This is a genomic window from Bradyrhizobium sp. P5_C11_2 (assembly GCF_054049755.1).
Genome location: NZ_JBFULT010000004.1, coordinates 12,396 through 31,528, shown reverse-complemented (window position 1 = coordinate 31,528; position 19,133 = coordinate 12,396). Strand labels below are relative to the sequence as shown.

At 64.2% G+C, this 19,133-nt stretch carries 15 protein-coding genes; 3 read left to right on the top strand and 12 right to left on the bottom strand.

Going from position 1 to position 19,133, the window contains the following annotated elements; genetic code table 11:
* Nucleotides 1-20: 20 nt before the first annotated feature.
* From ACXJL8_RS00950 to ACXJL8_RS00915, 8 genes are read right to left on the bottom strand one after another with little or no spacing between them, the layout of a single operon-like run.
* Nucleotides 21-2,090: an acyltransferase family protein gene (locus ACXJL8_RS00950; protein WP_456684489.1), complete on the bottom strand. Its 2,070-nt coding sequence runs from the start codon at nt 2,088-2,090 to the stop codon at nt 21-23.
* A gap of 51 nt (nt 2,091-2,141) precedes the next feature.
* On the bottom strand, nt 2,142-2,981 hold the full coding sequence (locus ACXJL8_RS00945) for an SDR family oxidoreductase (RefSeq protein ID WP_456620934.1): 840 nt from the start codon (nt 2,979-2,981) through the stop codon (nt 2,142-2,144).
* 13 nt (nt 2,982-2,994) lie between these two features.
* Complete coding sequence (locus tag ACXJL8_RS00940) at nt 2,995-3,756, bottom strand: SDR family NAD(P)-dependent oxidoreductase (protein ID WP_456620935.1); 762 nt, start codon at nt 3,754-3,756, stop codon at nt 2,995-2,997.
* Nucleotides 3,753-4,601: a sugar phosphate isomerase/epimerase family protein gene (locus tag ACXJL8_RS00935; RefSeq protein ID WP_456684483.1), complete on the bottom strand. Its 849-nt coding sequence runs from the start codon at nt 4,599-4,601 to the stop codon at nt 3,753-3,755. Before ACXJL8_RS00935 ends, ACXJL8_RS00940 begins: the two co-directional genes overlap by 4 nt.
* Nucleotides 4,598-5,362 (bottom strand): SDR family oxidoreductase, encoded by a 765-nt coding sequence (locus ACXJL8_RS00930; protein WP_456620937.1) that lies wholly within the window; start codon nt 5,360-5,362, stop codon nt 4,598-4,600. Before ACXJL8_RS00930 ends, ACXJL8_RS00935 begins: the two co-directional genes overlap by 4 nt.
* The gene (locus ACXJL8_RS00925; protein ID WP_456684482.1) at nt 5,355-6,044 is read right to left on the bottom strand and encodes an acylneuraminate cytidylyltransferase family protein; all 690 of its coding nucleotides are present in this window, start codon (nt 6,042-6,044) and stop codon (nt 5,355-5,357) included. The genes ACXJL8_RS00930 and ACXJL8_RS00925 overlap by 8 nt, the downstream gene beginning before the upstream one ends.
* Nucleotides 6,044-7,963, bottom strand: a complete 1,920-nt coding sequence (locus ACXJL8_RS00920; RefSeq protein WP_456620939.1) for an N-acetylneuraminate synthase family protein — start codon at nt 7,961-7,963, stop codon at nt 6,044-6,046. Before ACXJL8_RS00920 ends, ACXJL8_RS00925 begins: the two co-directional genes overlap by 1 nt.
* 22 nt (nt 7,964-7,985) lie before the next feature.
* Entirely contained in the window at nt 7,986-9,362 is a 1,377-nt protein-coding gene (locus ACXJL8_RS00915; protein WP_456620940.1) for a GHMP family kinase ATP-binding protein, read from the bottom strand.
* Between the two features lie 197 nt (nt 9,363-9,559).
* On the opposite strand from ACXJL8_RS00915, the gene ACXJL8_RS00910 reads away from it, so the two are divergent.
* Nucleotides 9,560-11,197, top strand: a complete 1,638-nt coding sequence (locus ACXJL8_RS00910; protein ID WP_456684481.1) for a carbamoyltransferase family protein — start codon at nt 9,560-9,562, stop codon at nt 11,195-11,197.
* A 6-nt stretch (nt 11,198-11,203) separates the two neighbouring features.
* Nucleotides 11,204-13,168 (top strand): acyltransferase family protein, encoded by a 1,965-nt coding sequence (locus ACXJL8_RS00905; protein ID WP_456620942.1) that lies wholly within the window; start codon nt 11,204-11,206, stop codon nt 13,166-13,168.
* 69 nt (nt 13,169-13,237) lie between these two features.
* Here ACXJL8_RS00905 and ACXJL8_RS00900 read toward each other — a convergent pair whose 3' ends face one another.
* Nucleotides 13,238-14,461 carry a phenylacetate--CoA ligase family protein gene (locus ACXJL8_RS00900; RefSeq protein WP_456620943.1) on the bottom strand — a complete coding sequence of 408 codons (1,224 nt, stop codon included), beginning with the start codon at nt 14,459-14,461 and terminating at the stop codon, nt 13,238-13,240.
* 80 nt (nt 14,462-14,541) lie between these two features.
* Here ACXJL8_RS00900 and ACXJL8_RS00895 point away from each other — a divergent pair, with 80 nt between their 5' ends.
* Nucleotides 14,542-15,693, top strand: coding sequence for an AGE family epimerase/isomerase (locus ACXJL8_RS00895; protein ID WP_456620944.1), 1,152 nt, complete (start codon nt 14,542-14,544; stop codon nt 15,691-15,693).
* Between the two features lie 60 nt (nt 15,694-15,753).
* Here ACXJL8_RS00895 and ACXJL8_RS00890 read toward each other — a convergent pair whose 3' ends face one another.
* From ACXJL8_RS00890 to ACXJL8_RS00880, 3 genes are all read right to left on the bottom strand, one after another.
* Nucleotides 15,754-16,593, bottom strand: coding sequence for an ABC transporter ATP-binding protein (locus tag ACXJL8_RS00890; RefSeq protein WP_456684480.1), 840 nt, complete (start codon nt 16,591-16,593; stop codon nt 15,754-15,756).
* 133 nt (nt 16,594-16,726) lie between these two features.
* Nucleotides 16,727-18,010: an ABC transporter substrate-binding protein gene (locus ACXJL8_RS00885; RefSeq protein WP_456620946.1), complete on the bottom strand. Its 1,284-nt coding sequence runs from the start codon at nt 18,008-18,010 to the stop codon at nt 16,727-16,729.
* A 47-nt stretch (nt 18,011-18,057) separates the two neighbouring features.
* The gene (locus ACXJL8_RS00880; RefSeq protein ID WP_456620947.1) at nt 18,058-19,131 is read right to left on the bottom strand and encodes a branched-chain amino acid ABC transporter permease; all 1,074 of its coding nucleotides are present in this window, start codon (nt 19,129-19,131) and stop codon (nt 18,058-18,060) included.
* Nucleotides 19,132-19,133: the final 2 nt, after the last annotated feature.

The following is a 19,133-nucleotide window of genomic DNA, read 5'->3' as shown; positions in this document are numbered from 1 at the left end:
GCGTTAGAGGTCGCTCGCGATCACCGGCCCACGGACGTGTATCTCGGAAGAAGCGCCTTCAGGTCTTTTCCGATGATGCTTTCCCCGCAGACGCTGAGATGATCGGAATCCCTGTACATCAGGCAATCGCCGTTCAGCAGGCCGATTGCATCCTGGTTGATGACATCGGAGAACGATATGAACCGGAAGTCCCTGGGTTGCAGGCCAATTTTGCCGCGAAGGTGCTTGTCGAGCGCGGAAAAGATGTYCACCGTCGGAGGATTGAGATGAAATCCTGCGCGCGCAACCCGTTTCATGTTTTCGAGGTCGCGGAAGTCCATTCTCGATTCGACAAAAGGACCGAGCCAGATTGTCCTGGTCATTTTCGACATGGCTTGCAGGTAATCGATCGTCATGGCGATCGGGCGTTCGTTGAAGTGGTACTTGCCTCCAAATCTCAGCACATCGGCAGGCTCCTGCCGGTCATGTTCGTCGACCACGAGGTGAGATCCGGAGAAATGCAAGATGACCGTCCCCACGACCTCTCGATGAGCGTCCCTGAAATTGTCGAAGCCAATATAGGGACATTCCGGAATCCTGGCCCAGGGCCGACATCCCGGGCCGACCAAGCCAACGACGAATTTGCCGTAGTTGTTCCTGAACAGTGCATTGTAGATGTTCATCGCGTGGGAATCCCCGAGAACAACGGTCGCGGGTCCGAACCTTTTCGAGCAATCGATGAGCCGGCCCCATACGGCAGGCTCGAACTGGTTCGTCCAGAACACGCAATCGCCGTCCGAGCCCATGTCGCGCATGAAGTCGCCGCCCGTGTTGCGCTCGAGCAATTCATAGAGACGGCGGGTATCGTCGCTGCTGAAGTAAAGGCCTTGCTTTTCGAATCCGTTGGTGGCGATCGCAACGATGCTGGTACTGGCCAGACAACCCATCGCGAGCGAGCAAAGCGCAATCAGGGCCGGCCTTCCCAACCACTTGCGGTCTCTGGCCGGCTGCTCGACAAAGCGATAGGTCAAGGCGGCCAGCACGAGAGAAATCGCCGTCAGCGCGAATGCCACGCCAACGTTCGGCCGGTCGAAGCCGTTCAATCTGGCGAAAACGAATACCGGCTGGTGCCATAGATAGGCGCCGTAGCTGATGAGGCCGATCGATACGGGAATTCGACTTCCGAGGAGCTTTCCGGTCCGCGTCCGTGCGCTTGCGAATGCGATGACAAGGCAAGCGCCAAGCACGGGCGGTAGAGCGCGGAAACCAGGGTATCGGATTTCGCCGTGGTCCAGCAGGCCATAGCCGATGAGTCCGATTCCGATCAGAACGAAAATGTCGAGCGCCGAATCCGGCAGTTCGGCCCTCAACTTCGTCGCCGGCCATAGCGCCAATAGGGTGCCAGCGAGCAACTCCCAGAGCCGGCTTGGTATCAAATAGAAGGTGGCCTCCTTGGTCTGGGGGCCCCATTGGGCATAGGCGATGCTTGCGACTGCAATCGCGGCAAACAGTACGCCGGCTCGCTTGCGACCAAATCGCAGGGCGAGCATCAGGAGGACGGGGAAAACCAGGTAGAACTGCTCTTCGACACCAAGGCTCCACGTATGCAACAGCGGCTTCAGTTCGGCCGCTCTGTCAAAGTAGCCACTCTGCGCCCAGAAAAACACATTCGACGCGAACACGCACACGGCGATGACGCTCTTCGAGAATTCCAGCACCTCGCGTGGAAGCATGAAGATGAGAACGAAGGGAACGCAGACCAGTACAACGACAATGAGTACTGGCAGTATTCTTCGCGCCCGCCTCTCGTAAAAGGCTGCGAATGTGAATTTGCCCGATTCCAACTCGGTGCTGATGATGGAGGTTATCAGATAGCCACTGATGACGAAGAAGATGTCGACGCCGAGATAGCCGCCGGGAATCGCATTCAATCCCGCGTGGAAGAGGATAACCGAGAGAACGGCGATGGCTCTAAGGCCATCAATTTCGGGGCGATAATCCACTTGGCTCGCAAATTTGAAGCGTCGAATGATCTTACGTGAGAACGTCAACGAGGCAAGGGCAAGCCGCCTCGATGATGATGCCAATTGATCGCGGACCAGCGATGGCATCGCCAAGACGATCGTCCGCCGCGACCCGATTTCTGCTCGGGTCTGACGTGGCTACCAGACGCTTCTGCCGCCGTCCATCACCAGGTTCTGTCCGGTCATGTAGCTCGATGCATCCGAGCAGAGGAACTGCACGGCCGCGCGGTATTCGTCGACATCGGCCATGCGGCCCATCGGGATCAGGCGCGTCAGTCGCTCCACGAAGGCGGGATCCTGGTTGTTGAAGACGCCGCCGGGCGAGATCGCGTTGACGCGCACGCCGTGATCGGCCCAGTAGGTCGCCAGGTATTTCGTCAGTCCGATCAGGCCGTGCTTGATCACGGAGTAGGTCACGGGCTTCACCGGCTGTTCCTCTTCGCGCGTCACCAGCGGCTGCCGGTAGAGCCGCTGGTCCGGCGCGATCACGCCGAGATCGGAGGCGATATTGAGGATCACGCCCCGACCGCGTTTGGCCATCTGGCCGCCGAACTCCTGCGCGCACAGCATCGCACCGGTCAGACCCACGGCGATCTCGGTCTGCCATTGCGGCACCGGAAACGCTTCGAAGCGCGAGGAGTGCATGACGCCGGGGCTCGACGTCACCTTCGGATCGATGGCGGCGTTGTTGACGAGGATGTCGACGGTGATGCCGCGGCCGGCAAGCTGCTCGTTCGCGGCGCGCACCGAATCCTGCGAGGTAACGTCGATCGCGATCGCGACCAGATCGGCGGACGGTGCGTTTTGCCCGAGTGCGGCGACAGCCGCTTCGGCTTGCGCAAGCCCGACGTCGGTGACGACGACGCGCGCGCCCGCCTCGGAGAGCGCGGCGACATGCTGCCGCCCGAGCAGACCGCCGGCACCGGTCACGAGAGCGGTGCGGCCGGTCAGGTCATAGCGGGAGGAGGGGTTTGCCATCGAAGGCTCCTGTTCAGCTTCTGAGCTGGCCGCCGTCCGCGACCATGACGCTGCCGGTGATGAACGCCGCGCGAGGCGAGGCGAGGAAGGCGACGAGGTCGGCGACCTCTTCCGGCTTGCCCAGCCGGCGCAGCGCCACCTCCCGCACAAGCATTTCCTCGACCGCAGCGCTGTTCTCCGCGAGCTTGCGCGCCCAGGTGCCGTCTGCGGCCAGGATATTGCCCGGCGCAACCGCGTTGATGCGAATGCCTTCGAGCGCCAGCGGGCGCGCCAGACCGCGCACGGTCGCATTCAGCGCGGCTTTCGCGGCGTAGTAAGTGACGGGCGCGCCAAGCGCCGCCATGCCTGCAATCGAGGAGATGCAGACGATGGCGCGGTCACCGCTGCCGCGCGCCATCAATGGGCGCGCGGCCTCGATGATATTGGTCGTCGCAAAAAGATTGAGGTCCATGACCCGCAACCACTCGGCCGCGGTTTCCTTCCCCGGCGGCACGGATGCACCGCTGCCGACGTTGCAGACCAGGATATCGAGCTGGCCCCATTGCTTCTCGACATTCTCGACCAGCGCTTTCGCAGCATTGGGATCGGTCGCGTCGGCGACATGGACGGATGCGCTGCCGCCAATGGCCGCACGCGCGGCATTCAGCGCATCGGCGCCACGCGCAGCGAGCGCGACCTTGGCACCTTCCGCGGCGAGCGACGTCGCGATCGCAAGCCCGATCCCGCGGCTGGCGCCGGTGACGAGGGCGACGCGATCGTTCAGCTCGAGCTTCATCGTGCGGCGTCCTCGATCCAGCCGATCGTCATGTCGCGATATTGCGCCAGCGCACCGGCATGATCGCCGTCGGCGGCGCGCGCGGTTTGCAGGATGTATTGTCCTTTGTAGCCGGACCGCTCGATCAGCCGGATGGTGCTGGCGAGGTCCGCGTTGCCGGTGCCGAGCGGCACGGTGGTGCCGCCGCGAATGCGGTCCTTCACATGCACATTGAGGATGCGCGACGCGTAAGCGTCGATCTCCTCGCCGCTGTCATAGCCGAGCGAGGCGCTGTTGCCGCTGTCGTAATTGATGCCGAAGACGTCGGCCGGAAAGGCCTCCATGAACCGGGCGAGCTCTTGCGGCGGCAGATCGGATTCGAACACGATCTTGACGTTCCGCCGTGCAAGCTGCTCGCAGCGTGCGAGCAGCACGCGCTTCAACGTATCGCTCTCGCTCTTGCGTTCGATCTTGCCGTTGTCGACCAGCGGGATCACGACGAATTCAATGCCGATCCGGCTGCAGGCGGCGATTAGGAGATCGAGGTCGGCGACGAGCGCGTCGCGCACGACGGCGTCGACCTTCCAGAACGGCGCCTGCATGAAGCAGTCGCCGGTGAGGCTCGGGATTCGAACGCCGTTGTCGCGTGACAGCGCGAGTATCTCCTGCTGTCCCTGCTCGGTCGTCAGCGGGTTCTCGCGCAACCGCTCCTGGTCGATGGTCCATTCCATCCGCGTCAGGCCGAGCGCCTTCGCGCGGGGAAATTCCTCGCGCCATTCATTCCACGGGAACGCCTGGATCTTGCCGTCGACGAGAGCCGACAGGCGTCCCTGCATGAAGCCGATGCGTTGCAGCGTTGCAGTCACGATTTGCTGTCCGAACTGATTGCGAGGCCTTTTGTGGTCCAGCCGCCGTCGACAAAGATCTCCTGGCCGGTCACATAGATCGAGGCAGACGAGGCCAGAAAGATCGCGGCGCCCACCATGTCGGCGGGCTGTCCCCATCGGCCGAGCATGGTGTGGCGGCGCCTTGCCTCGTGCATGACAGGATCGGCGAAGCTCGCTGCCGTCATCTCGGTCGCCACATATCCCGGTGCGAGCGCGTTGACGCGGATGCCGTCGGGCGCATAGTCGGCCGCGAGCGCGCGCGTCAGCCCGGCGAGTCCGGCCTTGGCCGCCACGTAACCGGGATTGCCGGGGAAGCCGCGCACCGAATTGATGCTGGTGACGTTGATGATCGCGGCGGAGCCCGCATTCTTCAAGAGCGGATGAGCGGCAAGGATGGTGGCGTAGACGCCGGTGAGGTCGGTCGCGACCGTGGCGCGAAAGCGCGCGAGCTCGCTTTCGGCGCTCTGGGCCGGAAGACTGATGCCGGCGGCGTTGACCAGCGCGTCGATGCGGTCGCCTTGTGCGGCCACGGTGCGGAATGCGCTCTCGATCGCCGCGTCGTCGGAGAGATCGCAGGCAATCGCGGTCACGCCCTGAGGCGCGGTCCCGGAACGGCTGAGGCCGAACACCGTGGCCCCCGCGTCTTGCAGGCCGGTCGCAATCGCAGCGCCAATGCCGCGCGAGGCGCCGGTCACGACCGCGATCTTTCCTGCGAGAGAGAACGCGCTGAGGTCAGGCATAACCGTAACTGCGCATGATGGCGGCACAGAGCTTGACGTCTTCCGGGCGGTCGATCTGGAACATCTTGTGACGCTCCATCACGTGAAAGCCGATCTTGCCGCCGAGACGATTGCTCTGCTCGCGCAGGAGTGAGGGGATGAGAACGTAGAACGAGCCGTTTTCGAGATAGCGCTTTTCGATCTGCTGCCGCATGCGGCGATTGCGAAAGTCGTAGTTGATCGGCTCCGGGCCGCTCGCGCYGATCCGCCAGTTGAAGTAATCCTCGACCTCGCACACCGAAAGCAGGCTGTCGAGATGCTCGCGGTCGAACGTCTCCAGCGCCCGTTCGATGTCGACGGATTCGCGGATCGGCGAGGTCGCCTGGAGCGCGACGACGCGGTCGAATCGGCCCATGCGCGCGTCGACGGAATCGAGCGCATGCAGCCAGGCGGATTCGGAGGAGGCGAGGTCGCCCGAGATGTCATCGGGGCGGCGCACGCCGACGGCACCGGCCGCTTCGGCCGCGGCGAGGATATCGTCGCTGTCGGAAGAGACCGCCACCACGTCGACGCCGCGCGCCGCGCGTGCCTGCTCGACCGTCCAGGCGATCAGCGGCTTGCCGCAGAGATCGAGCAGGTTCTTGTGCGGAATGCCCTTGGAGCCGCCGCGCGCGGCGATCACGGCCAGCGTCTTGCGCGCCATCAGATGTGCCCCTCGAGACGCTCAAGCGCGGTCCAGAAGCCTTCGCCCATGTTCTTGTGGCCCTGCCAGATCTCGGGAATGAACGACGCGGTCGGCGCATGCTTGCGCAGCACCTTTCCGATCTCGTCGAAATCGATCTCGCCGTCGCCGACCTGGAGGCCTTCGCCGTCGAGCCCCTTGGCGTCGCCGAAATGCAGATGCGCGGTGTGCGGACCGAGCTGCGCCAGGCCTTGCGCAAAGTCGAAGCCGAAATGGTTGGCGGCGAGCTTGGTGTGGGAGATATCCACGCACATCCGCAGATCGTGCTTGGCGCAGAAGGCGGCGGATTCCTCCGGGAAAATGAAGATGTTCTGGTGGCGCTGCCCGCCGAAATGCCAGGGGAACGGCGCCATGGTCTGCGGCGTCAGCTCGACACCCGCCATGTCGAGCTCCTTCAGGCTCTGCGCGAAGATGCGATAGCGCTCGGCCTTTTCCTCCGGCGGCAGCGGCTCGTCCATGGTGAAGCCGCCGATATTGGCGACGATGGGCGGGCGCCTGGTCTTGGGAAAGAACTTCTTCAGGCCGCGGGTGATGTCGATCACCGCTTGCGTCTGCTCCAGCGAATAGCGCCTGAGCGCCTCGTCGGGCGTTGCGAGGTCCATCAGCTTGGAGCCGGCAAACAGCTCCGGCGCATGCACCACGAAGCCAAGATCATAGGTGCCGGAGAGATAGGCTGCGGGATCGCGCTCCATGTCGCTGTAGCTGAGATGGAATTCGATGATGTCGGGCTCGCAGATCTCCAGGAAGCGCTCGGTGTCGTGGTAGCGCACCGGTACGCCCCAGGGCCGGTCGAAGCGGTAGCGCCGCGCCTTCGCCGCGCCGTCGGCGATGTCGCTCTGGAAGAAATAATCGTCGGCTGCCATCGTCCGCGACAGCTTGCGGCCGAGCAGCGCCGGCATCTTCAGCGGCGACAGACCCTGTCCCGGGCTCTTCACGGCGATGTCGCTTTCGGAGATCACGGTGCCGGCCGGAAGCTCGCGCGCGGCCACCAGGCTCTTGGCGAGATTTTCGCGATTGATCAATTCGCCCTGGCTCAGCGCGCGCTCGGCGAGTTTCTCGCCGCGCGCCGCCTCGACCTCGCGGATGCCCGCGACCAGCGCCTTGAATTCCTCGGGCTCGAGGCTCGCGGCATGGTCCGGGCCTTCCATCTCGCGGTCGAGGGTGATGTGGCGCTCGATAACGATGGCGCCGAGGGCCACCGCGGCCGTCGAGACGGCGATACCGCGTTCGTGGCCGGAATAGCCGACGACGGGGTGGATCTCGCGGAGCGTTTCCATGAAACGCAGATGGATGTTGTGGAGCGCGGCGGGATAGGTGCTCTGGCAGTGCAGGAGCACGTAGCCCGCATTGCGCTCGTCGAGGAATTCTGCCGCGGTCTTGATCTCGGCCGTCGTGCTCATGCCGGTCGACACGATCAGCGTCTTGCCGGTGGCTGCGAGCTTGGCGAGCAGCGGCAGATTGGTGAGGTCGGCGGATGCGACCTTGTAGGCCTGCACGCCAAAGCCTTCGAGCACGGCGACGCTGTTCGCGTCCCAGGGCGTGCAGAGATACTGGATGCCTTTCGCCGCGCAGTAATCCGCGATCTTCTTTTGCTGATCGGTGGGCAGCTCGAAGCGGCGCAGGAGATCGAGCGTGTACTCGACGGCGAGGTCGTCGTCCTTGCCGGAGAGGCTGGATGCGCGATATACCTCGTCGAGCTTGCGCATCTGGAATTTCGCGCAGTCGGCGCCGGCCGCGACCGCGGCATCGACCAGCGCGATGGCGCGATCGAAGTCGCCATTATGGTTGTTGCCGATCTCGGCGATGACGTAGCAGGGCTCGCCATCGCCCAGAAGGCGGTTGCCGATGCGGACCCGGGCGATCTGTTTGGGCGGAGTCATCAACATTCTCGTCTCACATGGGTCAGGCGGATCGCGAGGGAAAGCGCGATTTCCACGTCCGCAGACCATTCTCTTCGAACATGATGCGCGAGCAGCCATGCCCGCGCTGTTCCAGCGCCGCGATCAGCTGGTAGCGCTCGAACGGACGCACGAAGAACATGAAATAACCGCCGCCGCCGGCGCCCAGCAGCTTGCCGCCCACCGCGCCGTGCTGCTTGGCGAAATCGTAGATCGTATCGAGCTCGTCCGACGAGATCTTGGAACTCAGCTTCCGCTTGGCGTGCCAGGCTTCGTCGATCAGCCGGCCGCATTCCAGGAGCTGGCCGCGCAGGAGATGCCGCCTTATATCGCGCGTCACTTCCTTCTGCCGGGCCGCTGCCGCGACCGCGTCGCTGGTCTCGTGCTGGGCCTTCTGGTCACGATGGATGGCCCCGGAATCGCGGCCTGAGCCGGTGTAGCAGAGCACCAGGCTTTCTTCGAGCTCAGCGATGATGTTGGGATCGAGACGAAGCGGCACGATGGTGTTCTGGTCGGAGAAGAACTCCATGTGATTGAAGCCGCCGAACACGGTGGCGTACTGATCCTGCCAGCCGCCGGGGATATTGAGCATCAGCCGCTCGGCCTGGAACGCCATCTCGGCGACCTCATGGCGGTCCCACTGATCGCTGCGGAATTCGTTGAAGCAGCCGATGATGGCGGAGGAGACCACCGCCGAGCCGCCGAGGCCGGAACCCACCGGGAAGTCGGCGGAGACCTCGAGCTCGAATCCGTAAGCCGGCTTGATCAGGCGCACCACCGACTTGATCAGCGCGAGATCGCCGCCTGTGCCGAGGTCGGCGAGATCGTCGGCCTCCACCGTGCGGCGGAAATCGTGCGAATAGATCCTGATGCGGGCATCGCTCCGGCGCCGCAACGTCGCATGGGCGTACATCTTGATGGTGGCGTTGATGACCGCGCCGCCGTCATTCGCCACGAAGTAATGCGTCAGATCGGTGCCGCCGCCGGAGAAGCTGATCCGCACCGGCGAGCGGGCGCGCGCGAACACCTCGCTCTCCTCCGAGAGGTTGAACAGCTCGCGGCTGAGCACGTCGACCAGCCGTCCCTCGCCATCGAGAATCGGCACGACGTGCACACGCTGGTCGAGCAGCTTGAGGATCTGCTCACGCGGCCCGCCGGCCCTCGCCCAGACGAAGTTGCGATTGATGCAAGGCGCAACCAGGTCCTGGATCGTGGTGCCGGTCAGCATGCGCCTGCGGATGTCGCCGTCGGTCACCGCACCGACGATTCGTCCGCTCGCGTCCTGCGCGAACAGGATGCCGAGCATGTTGGCATTCAGGCGCCGGAAGGCTTCCTCAATGGTCTCGGTCTCGGCGATGGTGACGAGGGTTCGTTCAAGCACGTTTTGGGGTCCAGGAAGGGCCAATTCCAGGCCATATCGTAGCAGGGTTGGTAATACGGGAGCAGCAGGGGCGATGCAAGGTTCCTGGGCCCGCGGCGTCGCGCCAAAATGGCCGCCGTCAAGCGCCTCCGCCGTGGCCGCGGCCGATTTACATTGGCCGCGGTTTCTGTAGAAGGCTCCCAAGGGGTCTACACGACATGTATGTGATCGGAATCAGCTCGGGGATCAAGCACGGCCACCACGACGGTGCGGCGGTGCTGCTGCGCGACGGCGAATTGATCGCCGCGGCCGAGGAGGAGCGCTTCACGCTGGCGAAACATGCGCGCGGCGAGCTGCCGCGCGGCGCAATCGGCTTCTGCCTGAAGCAGGCCGGCATCACCATGCGCGACGTCGACTGGATCTGCTCGCCGCTGAAGACCTACACAAACTACACGCAGCGCCTCACCGAATACTTCAGGTATCAGTTCGGACACAGCCCGAAGATCGAGCTCTACGACCATCACCTCTGTCACGCGGCGAGCTCGTTCTACGGGTCCGGTTTTTCCGAGGCGACCGTCGCCTGCTTCGACTTTTCGGGCGACTCCAGCTCCGGCCTCGTCGCGCATGCGCGCGGCAACGACTTCCGCGTGCTGACGCGGTTCGGCCGCCACAACAGTCTCGGTCTCTATTACGGGATGCTGACCCAGTATCTCGGCTACCAGATGACCAATGACGAGTACAAGGTCATGGGCCTGTCGTCCTATGGCAGCCCGGAMTATCTCGACAAGTTCGCCAAGCTGCTGCGTCCCAATGGCATCGACTACGAGCTCGATCCCGAGCTCGATAAGCGCCGGCGCGACGCCGAGATCTTCACCAGCGATTTCTCGACGCGGCAGGAGCGCATCTTCACCGAGAAGATGGAAGAGATTTTGGGCCCGCGGCGGCTGCGCGGCCAGCCGCTCGACCAGCGGCTGACCAATATCGCCGCGAGCGGCCAGAAGCAGCTCGAGATCGTCACCACCGAGGTGATCCGTTCCGCGATCAAAGAGACCGGCTGCGGCGATGTCTGCATCGCCGGCGGCGTCGGGCTGAATTGCAAGATGAACATGGAGATCGCGGCCGAGCCGCAGGTGAAGCGCCTCTACGTTCCGCCGGTGCCGCACGACGCGGGCGTGGCGCTGGGCGCCGCGATGATGAAATGCGCGGAGGCGGGCCACGCGATCGCGCCGCTGACCCACGCCTATTGGGGCCCGGAATATTCCAACGACACGATCAGGGACACGCTGGACAAGATCGGTGCGCGGTTCGAACGGCTCGACGATCCCGTGTCGCGCTGCGTCACCGATCTGACGGAGCAGAAGACGGTGGGCTGGTTCCAGGGGCGGATGGAGTATGGTCCGCGCGCGCTCGGCAACCGCTCGATCCTGGCCGATCCGCGCCAGGCAAGCATGAAGGACCGCATCAACCTCACCATCAAATATCGCGAGGAGTTCCGGCCGTTCTGCCCCTCGGTGCTGTACGAGCGCCAGGCCGAGTATTTCGAGGACACGTTCGACGCGCCGTTCATGGTGGTGACGTTTCCGGTCAACGGGAAGGTTGCCGAGACCATGCCTGCGGTGGTCCATGTCGACAACACCGCGCGTATCCAGAGCGTCCATGCGGACAGCAATCCGCTCTACAGCCGCCTGATCGGCGAGTTCGCGAAAGCGACCTCGCTGCCCGTTCTGATCAACACCAGCCTCAACATCAACGAGCAGCCGACCGTGAACGCGCCGCTGGAGGCGCTGCACACCTATTTCTGCTCGGGGCTGGACGTGCTCTATCTCGGCAATTATCGGCTGTCGAAATCGAACTGAGCCTAGGTGGAATATCGCCCCGAAATAGATGGTCTTAGAGCGATCGCCGTTCTCTCGGTGATCCTCTTCCATGCGGGCATCAAGGCGATTCCCGGCGGCTATCTCGGCGTCGACATATTCTTCGTCATCAGCGGCTATCTGATCACCTCCATCATCGGCCCCGAGATGGAGCAGGGCCGGTTCACGTTTGCGGCCTTTTACGAAAGACGAGCGCGGAGAATATTGCCGGCGCTCATCGTGGTCGTGCTGGTCTGCATCCCCCTCGTTGTCCTGCTCATGCTTCCGCGCGAGGTGCTCGAATTCTCGCAGAGCGTGATCGCGGTCTGCCTGTTCGTGTCGAATGTGTTTTTCTGGTCGCAGAGCGGCTACTTTGACCGGATAGCCGAGCTGAAGCCGCTGTTGCACACGTGGAGCCTCGGCGTCGAAGAGCAGTTCTATCTCGTCTTCCCCGTTCTCCTGATGGGCGCGCTGAAATTTGGTCGAAGATGGGCCGGGGTGCTGCTCGCCGCGATTGCGGTTGCCAGCATCAGCTATGCCCAATGGGGACCCCAGACCAGGGAAGCCACCTTCTATCTGATCCCAAGCCGCCTCTGGGAGTTGCTCATGGGCGCTGTTTTGGCTTTGTGGCCCATGACGAAGCTGCGGGCTCGGCTGTCGAACGCAGTGCTCGACACCATGGTGCTCGTTGGAATCGGGCTTATTGCCTTCGGCCTCTTCGAGCACGGCGGGTTCAAATATCCCGGTTTTCGCTCTCTCGCCCCCGTGCTCGGAGCCTGCCTCGTCGTCGCATTCGCAACCACACGGACGGTAACCGGCAAGCTGCTCGGAAGTCGGATTCCCGTCGCAATCGGGCTCGTCAGCTACAGTGCCTATCTATGGCACCAGCCGGTGTTCGTCTTCGCCAGATTGAACGGCTTCGACCGCCCCAGTATCGGCGTGGCGTTTGCGCTGACGGCGATTTCTCTCGTGCTTGCCGTCTTGACCTACCGCTTTGTCGAACAACCGGCCAGAGATCGCAAATGGCTGAGAAGGCCGGCGCTGATCGGGCTTTGCTCACTCGGAATATCCTGCCTGGCCGGCGCCGGCATCGCCGGGATCGCCACGAATGGATTCGAGAAACAGGGCCTTTACTTCAGCGGCGACGATAGCCGCCGTCTCTACCAATTGCTCGTGCGCAACACGGGGGGCGAGCTGACGCGCGACATGGGCACGGATGGCGATTGCGTGTTCTGGATGACGCAGCTCGAGCCCGCCGCATGGGACCGGCTCGTCGATTGCTCGAAGAGGTTCGGACCCGGGACCGTCGTGCTCGGCGATTCCCATGGGATGAACATCTACAACGCTCTGTTCAGGAACAACTATGGCAAATTCGTCGTTGGCCTGATCAACCCTGGCTGTCGCCCCTGGCGTAACACGAGACGCGAATGTCCCTATCTCGGCTTCGACGAATTCTTGGCCGCCCATCGAGAGGCCGTCGGGACGGTCATCCTGCATTTCTCCGGATCCCATCTCGTGCTCGACGAAAATGGTCGGGAGGAGCCTGGCGATTTGCTGAGATTTGGCGGCAAATTCCACTTCGACGATGACGCGATCGCCCAGACGATGGCTTATCTGCAAGCCATGTCCGGGATCACCAGGGCGATTTGGCTGGGTCCTTTCGTCGAACCGAGGATCAATTTCGGCGACTTTGAAGGCATGAAGAAGGTTGCGCGAGAAGGGTTTCCGATCAATCCCGTGACGGTGGACATCTTCCTGGCGCTTGAGAAGCACTTGAGCGGCGCCGTCGGCCTGCAGCGCAGGGACTTCGACTATGTATCGTTCTTCGACGTCATCAAGCCGGGTGCGATGAATCTGCTGAACGGCGATTGCCTGATGTACAGGGATTTCGATCATCTCAGCGTTTGCGGCGAGACCATCGTCGGCAAGGATTTGAAGGCACGTCTTTCGCGATACGCCTCGCCGGGGCGGTGAGCGAAGGGGAGCGCCTTCGGGCGGCTTGTCAAGCTCAGCCGGACCGGCCTTCGTCATTCGCCACGGGCGCTATCTCTCGTCCGCGATCACCTTGCCGTCGTTCGGCAGTGCGCCGGGGCTGACCAGTTCGACGCTTCCGCCGAGTTTCGTCACCGCGCGCAAGGTGCCTGCGATCTCCTCGCGCAACGCTTCGCTCGCCGCCCCGGTTTCCACTCTCAGCGTCATCGCATCGGTCTCGCCCTGGCGCGTGACGACGAGGCGCAAGCGCCCGAGCGCCGGATGGCGCTTGCCGATCTCGGCGACCTGCTCGGGACGGACGAACATGCCCTTGACCTTGGTGGTCTGGTCGGCGCGGCCCAGCCAGCCCTTGATGCGCATGTTGGTGCGCCCGCACGGGCTTGGGCCCGGCAGCGCCGCGGTGAGGTCGCCGAGCGCGAGCCGGATCCAGGGATGGTGCGGGTCCAGCGAGGTCACCACGATCTCGCCGACGTCGCCCGGCGTGACCGGATCGCCGGTGCCGGGCTTGACGATCTCCATGATCAGATCCTCGTTCACGACCATGCCGTCGCGCGCCGCGGTCTCGAAGGCGATGAGGCCGAGATCGGCGGTGCCGAAGGCCTGATAGGCGTCGATGCCGCGCGCCTTGATCTCGGCCTGGAGCGAGGGCGGGAAGGCGGCGCCCGACACCAGCGCGCGCTTGATCGAGGAGACGTCGCGCCCCGAGGCTGCTGCGGCATCGAGCAATATCTTCAGGAAGTCCGGTGTGCCGCTGTAGCCGACCGGCCGGTAGGCCTCGATCAGCTCGAACTGCTGTTCGGTGTTGCCGGGGCCGGCTGGGATCACCGCGCAGCCGAGCGCGCGTGCCGAGGAATCGAAGATGAAGCCGCCGGGGGTGAGGTGGTAGCTGAAGGTGTTCAGCACCACGTCGCCCTCCCGGAACCCGGCCGCGAACAGCGCCCGTGCGCCGCGCCAGGGATCGGTCTGCCGCCCCTCCGGCTCGAAGATCGGACCGGGCGAGGTGAAGAGCCGGGCGAACGACCCCGGCGCCGCYGCCACGAAGCCGCCGAAGGGCGTGGAGGCCTTGTGCAGGGCCGGCAGTTCCGACTTGCGCAGCACCGGCAGGCCCGCCAGCGCCGTTCTGGAGGCCACGGTGGCGGGGTCGCAGCCCTTGAGGCGCTCGGCATAGGCGGGCGCGGTCATCGCGCTGCGCAGCACGTCGGGCAGGCGGGAGAACAGCTCGGCCTCGCGCGCGGCTTGCGCGCGCGTCTCGAGGGCGTCGTAATGGGCGGTCATGGCTGATCTTTCCGGGTTGGTTGCACGCCGCCGCTGGCATGGGTATCAGACGGCCATTGTCGGGGCGTGGAGAGAGCGCGATGGCGGACGAGCGAATCATTGCGGCGGACGACACGGCTGACGTCGTCGCGCGCCTGAAGCGACGCATGATCGACGAGGCGATGCCGTTGTGGTCGACCATCGGCTGGGACCATGCCGCGGGCGGCTTCATCGACCGGTTGCACCGCGACGGCACGGCGGACGTGGCCGCGCCGCGACGCGTGTTCGTGCAGGCCCGCCAGATCTATTGCTACGCCAAGGCGGCGCAGATGGGCTGGTATCCGGACGGCCGCGCCATCGCGCTCAGGGGGCTGGAGCATCTGCTGGCGAAGGCGAAGGCGCCCGACGGCCGGCCGGGTTTCGTGCACCGGCTGACACCGGAGGGGACGGTGCTGGACGCGCGGCGCGACGCCTATGACCACGCCTTCATCCTGTTTGCGCTGGCGACCGTCTATGCGCTCGACAAGGACGCGCAAATTCGCGCCGAGATCGATGCGCTGCTGGGCTTCCTCGACGGCCATCTGCGCTCGCCGCATGGCGGCGTCCACGAAGGTCTGCCGGTCTCGCTGCCGCGGCGGCAGAATCCGCACATGCACCTGTTCGAGGCGATGATCGCGTGTTTCGACGCGACCCACGATCTGTCGTTCCAGAATCGCGCCGGCGAGTTCTTCGCGCTGTTCCTCGCCAGTCTCTACCACAAGCAGAAGCGCGCGCTCGGCGAATATTTCGAGGAGGACTGGTCGAGGATCGAGCCGGTCAGCGTCGAGCCGGGCCATCAGGCGGAATGGGTCTGGCTGCTGAAGGGTTTTGAGCGCATCACGGGCTGCCCGACCGGACAGCGGCGCGCCGAACTGCTGGCGACGGCGCTGCGCTATCGCGACGAGGCCACCGGCTGCCTCATCGACGAGGGCGATGACACCGGCAACATCCGCCGCGGCACGCGCCGGCTGTGGCCGCAGACCGAGATCGCGAAGGCGTGGATCGCGCAGGCCGAGTCCGGCGAGCCGGGCGCGGCAGACGAAGCGCGCGCGGCGTTGGTGCGGCTCGAACGGCATTATCTCAGCCATCCCGTGCGGGGCGGCTGGTACGATCAGTTCGATCGCGACGGCAAATCGCTGATCGACACCATTCCTGCGTCGTCGTTCTATCATGTTCTCTGCGCAGTCACCGAAGCGGAGCAGGTGCTGAGCTAGGAATCTGTTGTTTTGACGCGTTGTCTTCACGCGAACCGGTTCCCACTTCGCTTCAAAACGCTATAGCCAGCGCTTGCGCCGCTTGAAGCTCTTGAGGTTMTTGAAGCTCTTGCGCTGGTCGCCGGCGCCGCCGAGATAGAATTCCTTGACGTCCTCGTTGTCGCGCAGCTCGTCGGCGGTGCCGTCGAGCACGACCTTGCCCTGCTCCATGATGTAGCCGTGGCTCGCCACCGACAGCGCGGCGCGCGCGTTCTGCTCGACCAGCAGGATGGTGACGCCGAGGTCGCGGTTGATCTTCTGGATGATCGAGAACACCTCTTTCACCAGCAGCGGCGACAGGCCCATCGACGGCTCGTCCATCAAAATCATCTTCGGGCGCGCCATCAGCGCGCGGCCGATCGCGAGCATCTGTTGCTCGCCGCCGGAGAGATAGCCGGCGAGCCCCGTGCGTTCCTTCAGGCGCGGGAAATAGTTGAAGACCATGTCGAGATCGGCACCGACCTCGCGATCCCTGCGGGTGAAAGCGCCGAGCTTGAGGTTTTCCAGCGACGTCATGTCGGCGACGATGCGCCGGCCCTCCATCACCTGGAAGATGCCGCGGCGGACGATCTTGTCGGGATCGATGCCGTTGATGCGCTCGCCCTCGAACAGGATATCGCCGCGCGTGACCTCGCCGTCCTCGGTCTTGAGCAGCCCCGAGATCGCCTTCAGCGTCGTCGACTTGCCGGCCCCGTTGGCGCCGAGCAGCGCCACGATCGCGCCCTTGGGCACGTCGAGGCTGAGGCCCCGCAGCACCAGGATGACGTCGTCATAGACGACCTCGATGTTGCGCACGCCGAGCAGGGGCGGCGCGGGCACGATGCTGGGCGAGGGGCGCTCGATGTGAGCCGCTTCAGTCATTGTCAGCTACTCTTTCGATGTCGTCACAGCTTCATCCCGTCATTCCGGGGCGGTCCGCAGGACCGAACCCGGAATCTCGAGGTTCCGGGTTCGCCTCTTCGAGGCGCCCCGGAACGACGAACGGACTAGTCGCTCACCACCCCAGCAATTCCGGCTTGCGCGGCAGCTCGACGGTCTTGACCTTCTCGAGCTTGATCGCGCCCTTGGCCATGAGGTCGTTGAGGTCGCCGTCGGTCGCACCCGCGATCTTGGTGCGATAGAGGTCGACCTTCAGCGTGCCGCGGTGGTCCTTGTCGGTCCAGGTCGAGGGATTGCAGACGCCTTCCATGCCGGCCGGCACCCAATCCTTCCTCTGGTAAAAGCCCTTGGCCACGTTATCGCCGGTGGCGCCGCCGTTCTTGGCGGCCCAGTCGAGCGCCTCCTTCATGTAGAGCGCCGAGCAGACGGCCGCGATGTAGTGCACGGGGCGATAGACCTTGCCGGTGGGGTCGGACATCTTCGAGATCTCCATCACCGTCTTCATGCCGGGCGCATCGCCGCCCCAGCTCACCGCGGTGCGCAAGGGGAAGATCACGCCGTCGGCGGCATCGCCTGCGGTCTTGGCGGCGTTCTCGTCCATGCCCCAGACATTGCCGAGGAACTGGATGTCGACGCCGGCGGTCTTGCAGGCCTTCAGGACCGAGATGTTGGAAGCCGCGGTGTTGCCGAGATAGGCGTAGTTGGCACCCGAGGATTTCAGGCTCAGGCACTGCGCGCTGTAGTCGCCCGGTGTCAGCGCGAACACCAGCGGCGGCAGCACCTCGAAGCCGAGCTCCTGCGCCATGGCTTCACCCGCGGCCTTCGGCGCGTTCGGATAGGGGTGGTTGGCGCCCATGTGGACGAATTTCGGCTTGCCGGGCTTGCCCTTGGCCTTCCAGTCCTCGGCCGCCCACATCAGCATCGCGCGCAGCGAGTCCGAATAGCTCGGGCCATAGAAGAAATTGTACGGCGCGGGCTTGGCCTTGCCGCTGACGCCCTCGGGATCGGTGAGGGCGGCGGCGTAGGAGCCGGACATATCGGGGATCTTGTCCTGGGCGAGGAAGCCGGTCAGCGCCTCGGTGTCCGCGGTGCCCCAGCCCATGATCGCAGCGACCTTGGAGTCCGGCGCCGACCATTTCTTGTAGAGCGCGATCGCGCGCGGCACCTGGTAGCCGTAGTCGTTGGTGTCGACATTGACCTGCTTGCCGCCGACGCCGCCATTCTTGTTGACCCAGGCGAAGGTGTCGGCGACGGCCTGGCCGTAGGGCGTGCCGACGTCGGAGGTGCCGCCGGAATAATCGGCGAGATGCCCGATCGCGATCTGGGCCTGCGCACCCGCCGAGAATGCGGCGATCGCCAGCGCGAGCGATGCGGTGCTCAAAAGCGATTTTGTCTTCATGGGTTGCCTCCTCCTGTTTTATTGGTTGGTTAGCGAGTCGCCCGTGCTCAATGCGAGAACGGGTAGAGTTTCCAATAGGCCTTGATCTGCCGCCAGCGATGGGCGAGCCCGTCCGGCTCGAACATCAGGAACGCGATGATGATCACCCCGATCGCGATCTCGCGCAGGAAGGTGATGTTGTTGTTGAGCGACAGCGCCTTGTCGATCGCGCCGCCCTTCAGGTAGAGGCTGAGGAATTCCATCGTTTCCGGCAGCAGCACCACGAAGGCGGTGCCCATCAGCGTACCCATGATCGAGCCGGTGCCGCCGATGATGATCATGGCCAGGAACAGGATCGAACGCTCGATGCCAAAGCCTTCCTGGGAGACCACGAGCTGGTAATGCGCATAGAGCGCACCCGCGATGCCGGCAAAGAACGCGGCGAGGCCAAACGACAGCGTGCGGTATTTGGTGAGGTTGATCCCCATGATCTCGGCGGAGAGATAATGGTCCCGGATCGCCACCAGCGCGCGGCCGTCGCGCGTGCGCATCAAATTGGTGACGAGGACGTAGCTCGCGACCACATAAGCCAGCACGACATAGAAATATTGCCCGTCGCCGCGCAGGGTGAAGCCGAAGATCGAGAACGGATTGGCGCTGGCCGGCACCGAGCCGCCGGTGAACCACTCCGCGCGGGAGAAGAAATCGAGCAGGATGTATTGCGCGGCAAGCGTCGCGATGACGAGGTACAGCCCCTTCAGCCGCGCCGCCGGGATGCCGAAGATCAGCCCGACCAGCGCTGTCACGACGCCCGCGAGCGGGATCGCGAAGAACACCGGGATCGGTGCGTTGTTCGAGATGTAGGCCGAGGTGAAGGCGCCGAGCAGGAAGAAGGCGGCGTGCCCGATCGAGATCTGGCCGGTGAAGCCGACCAGGATGTTCAGGCCAAGTGCCGCGATCGAGAAAATGCCGATCTGGATCAGGATACTGAGCCAGTATCCGCCGAGGAATTGCGGCACGAGGCACAGCGCCAGCACTCCGGCGATCGCAAAATTGCGGCTGGTCGTGGTCGGGAAGATGGTGGTGTCCGCCGCATAGGAAGTGCGGAAATCACCAGCGGGGATGAGGGCAGGGCCGGCCATGG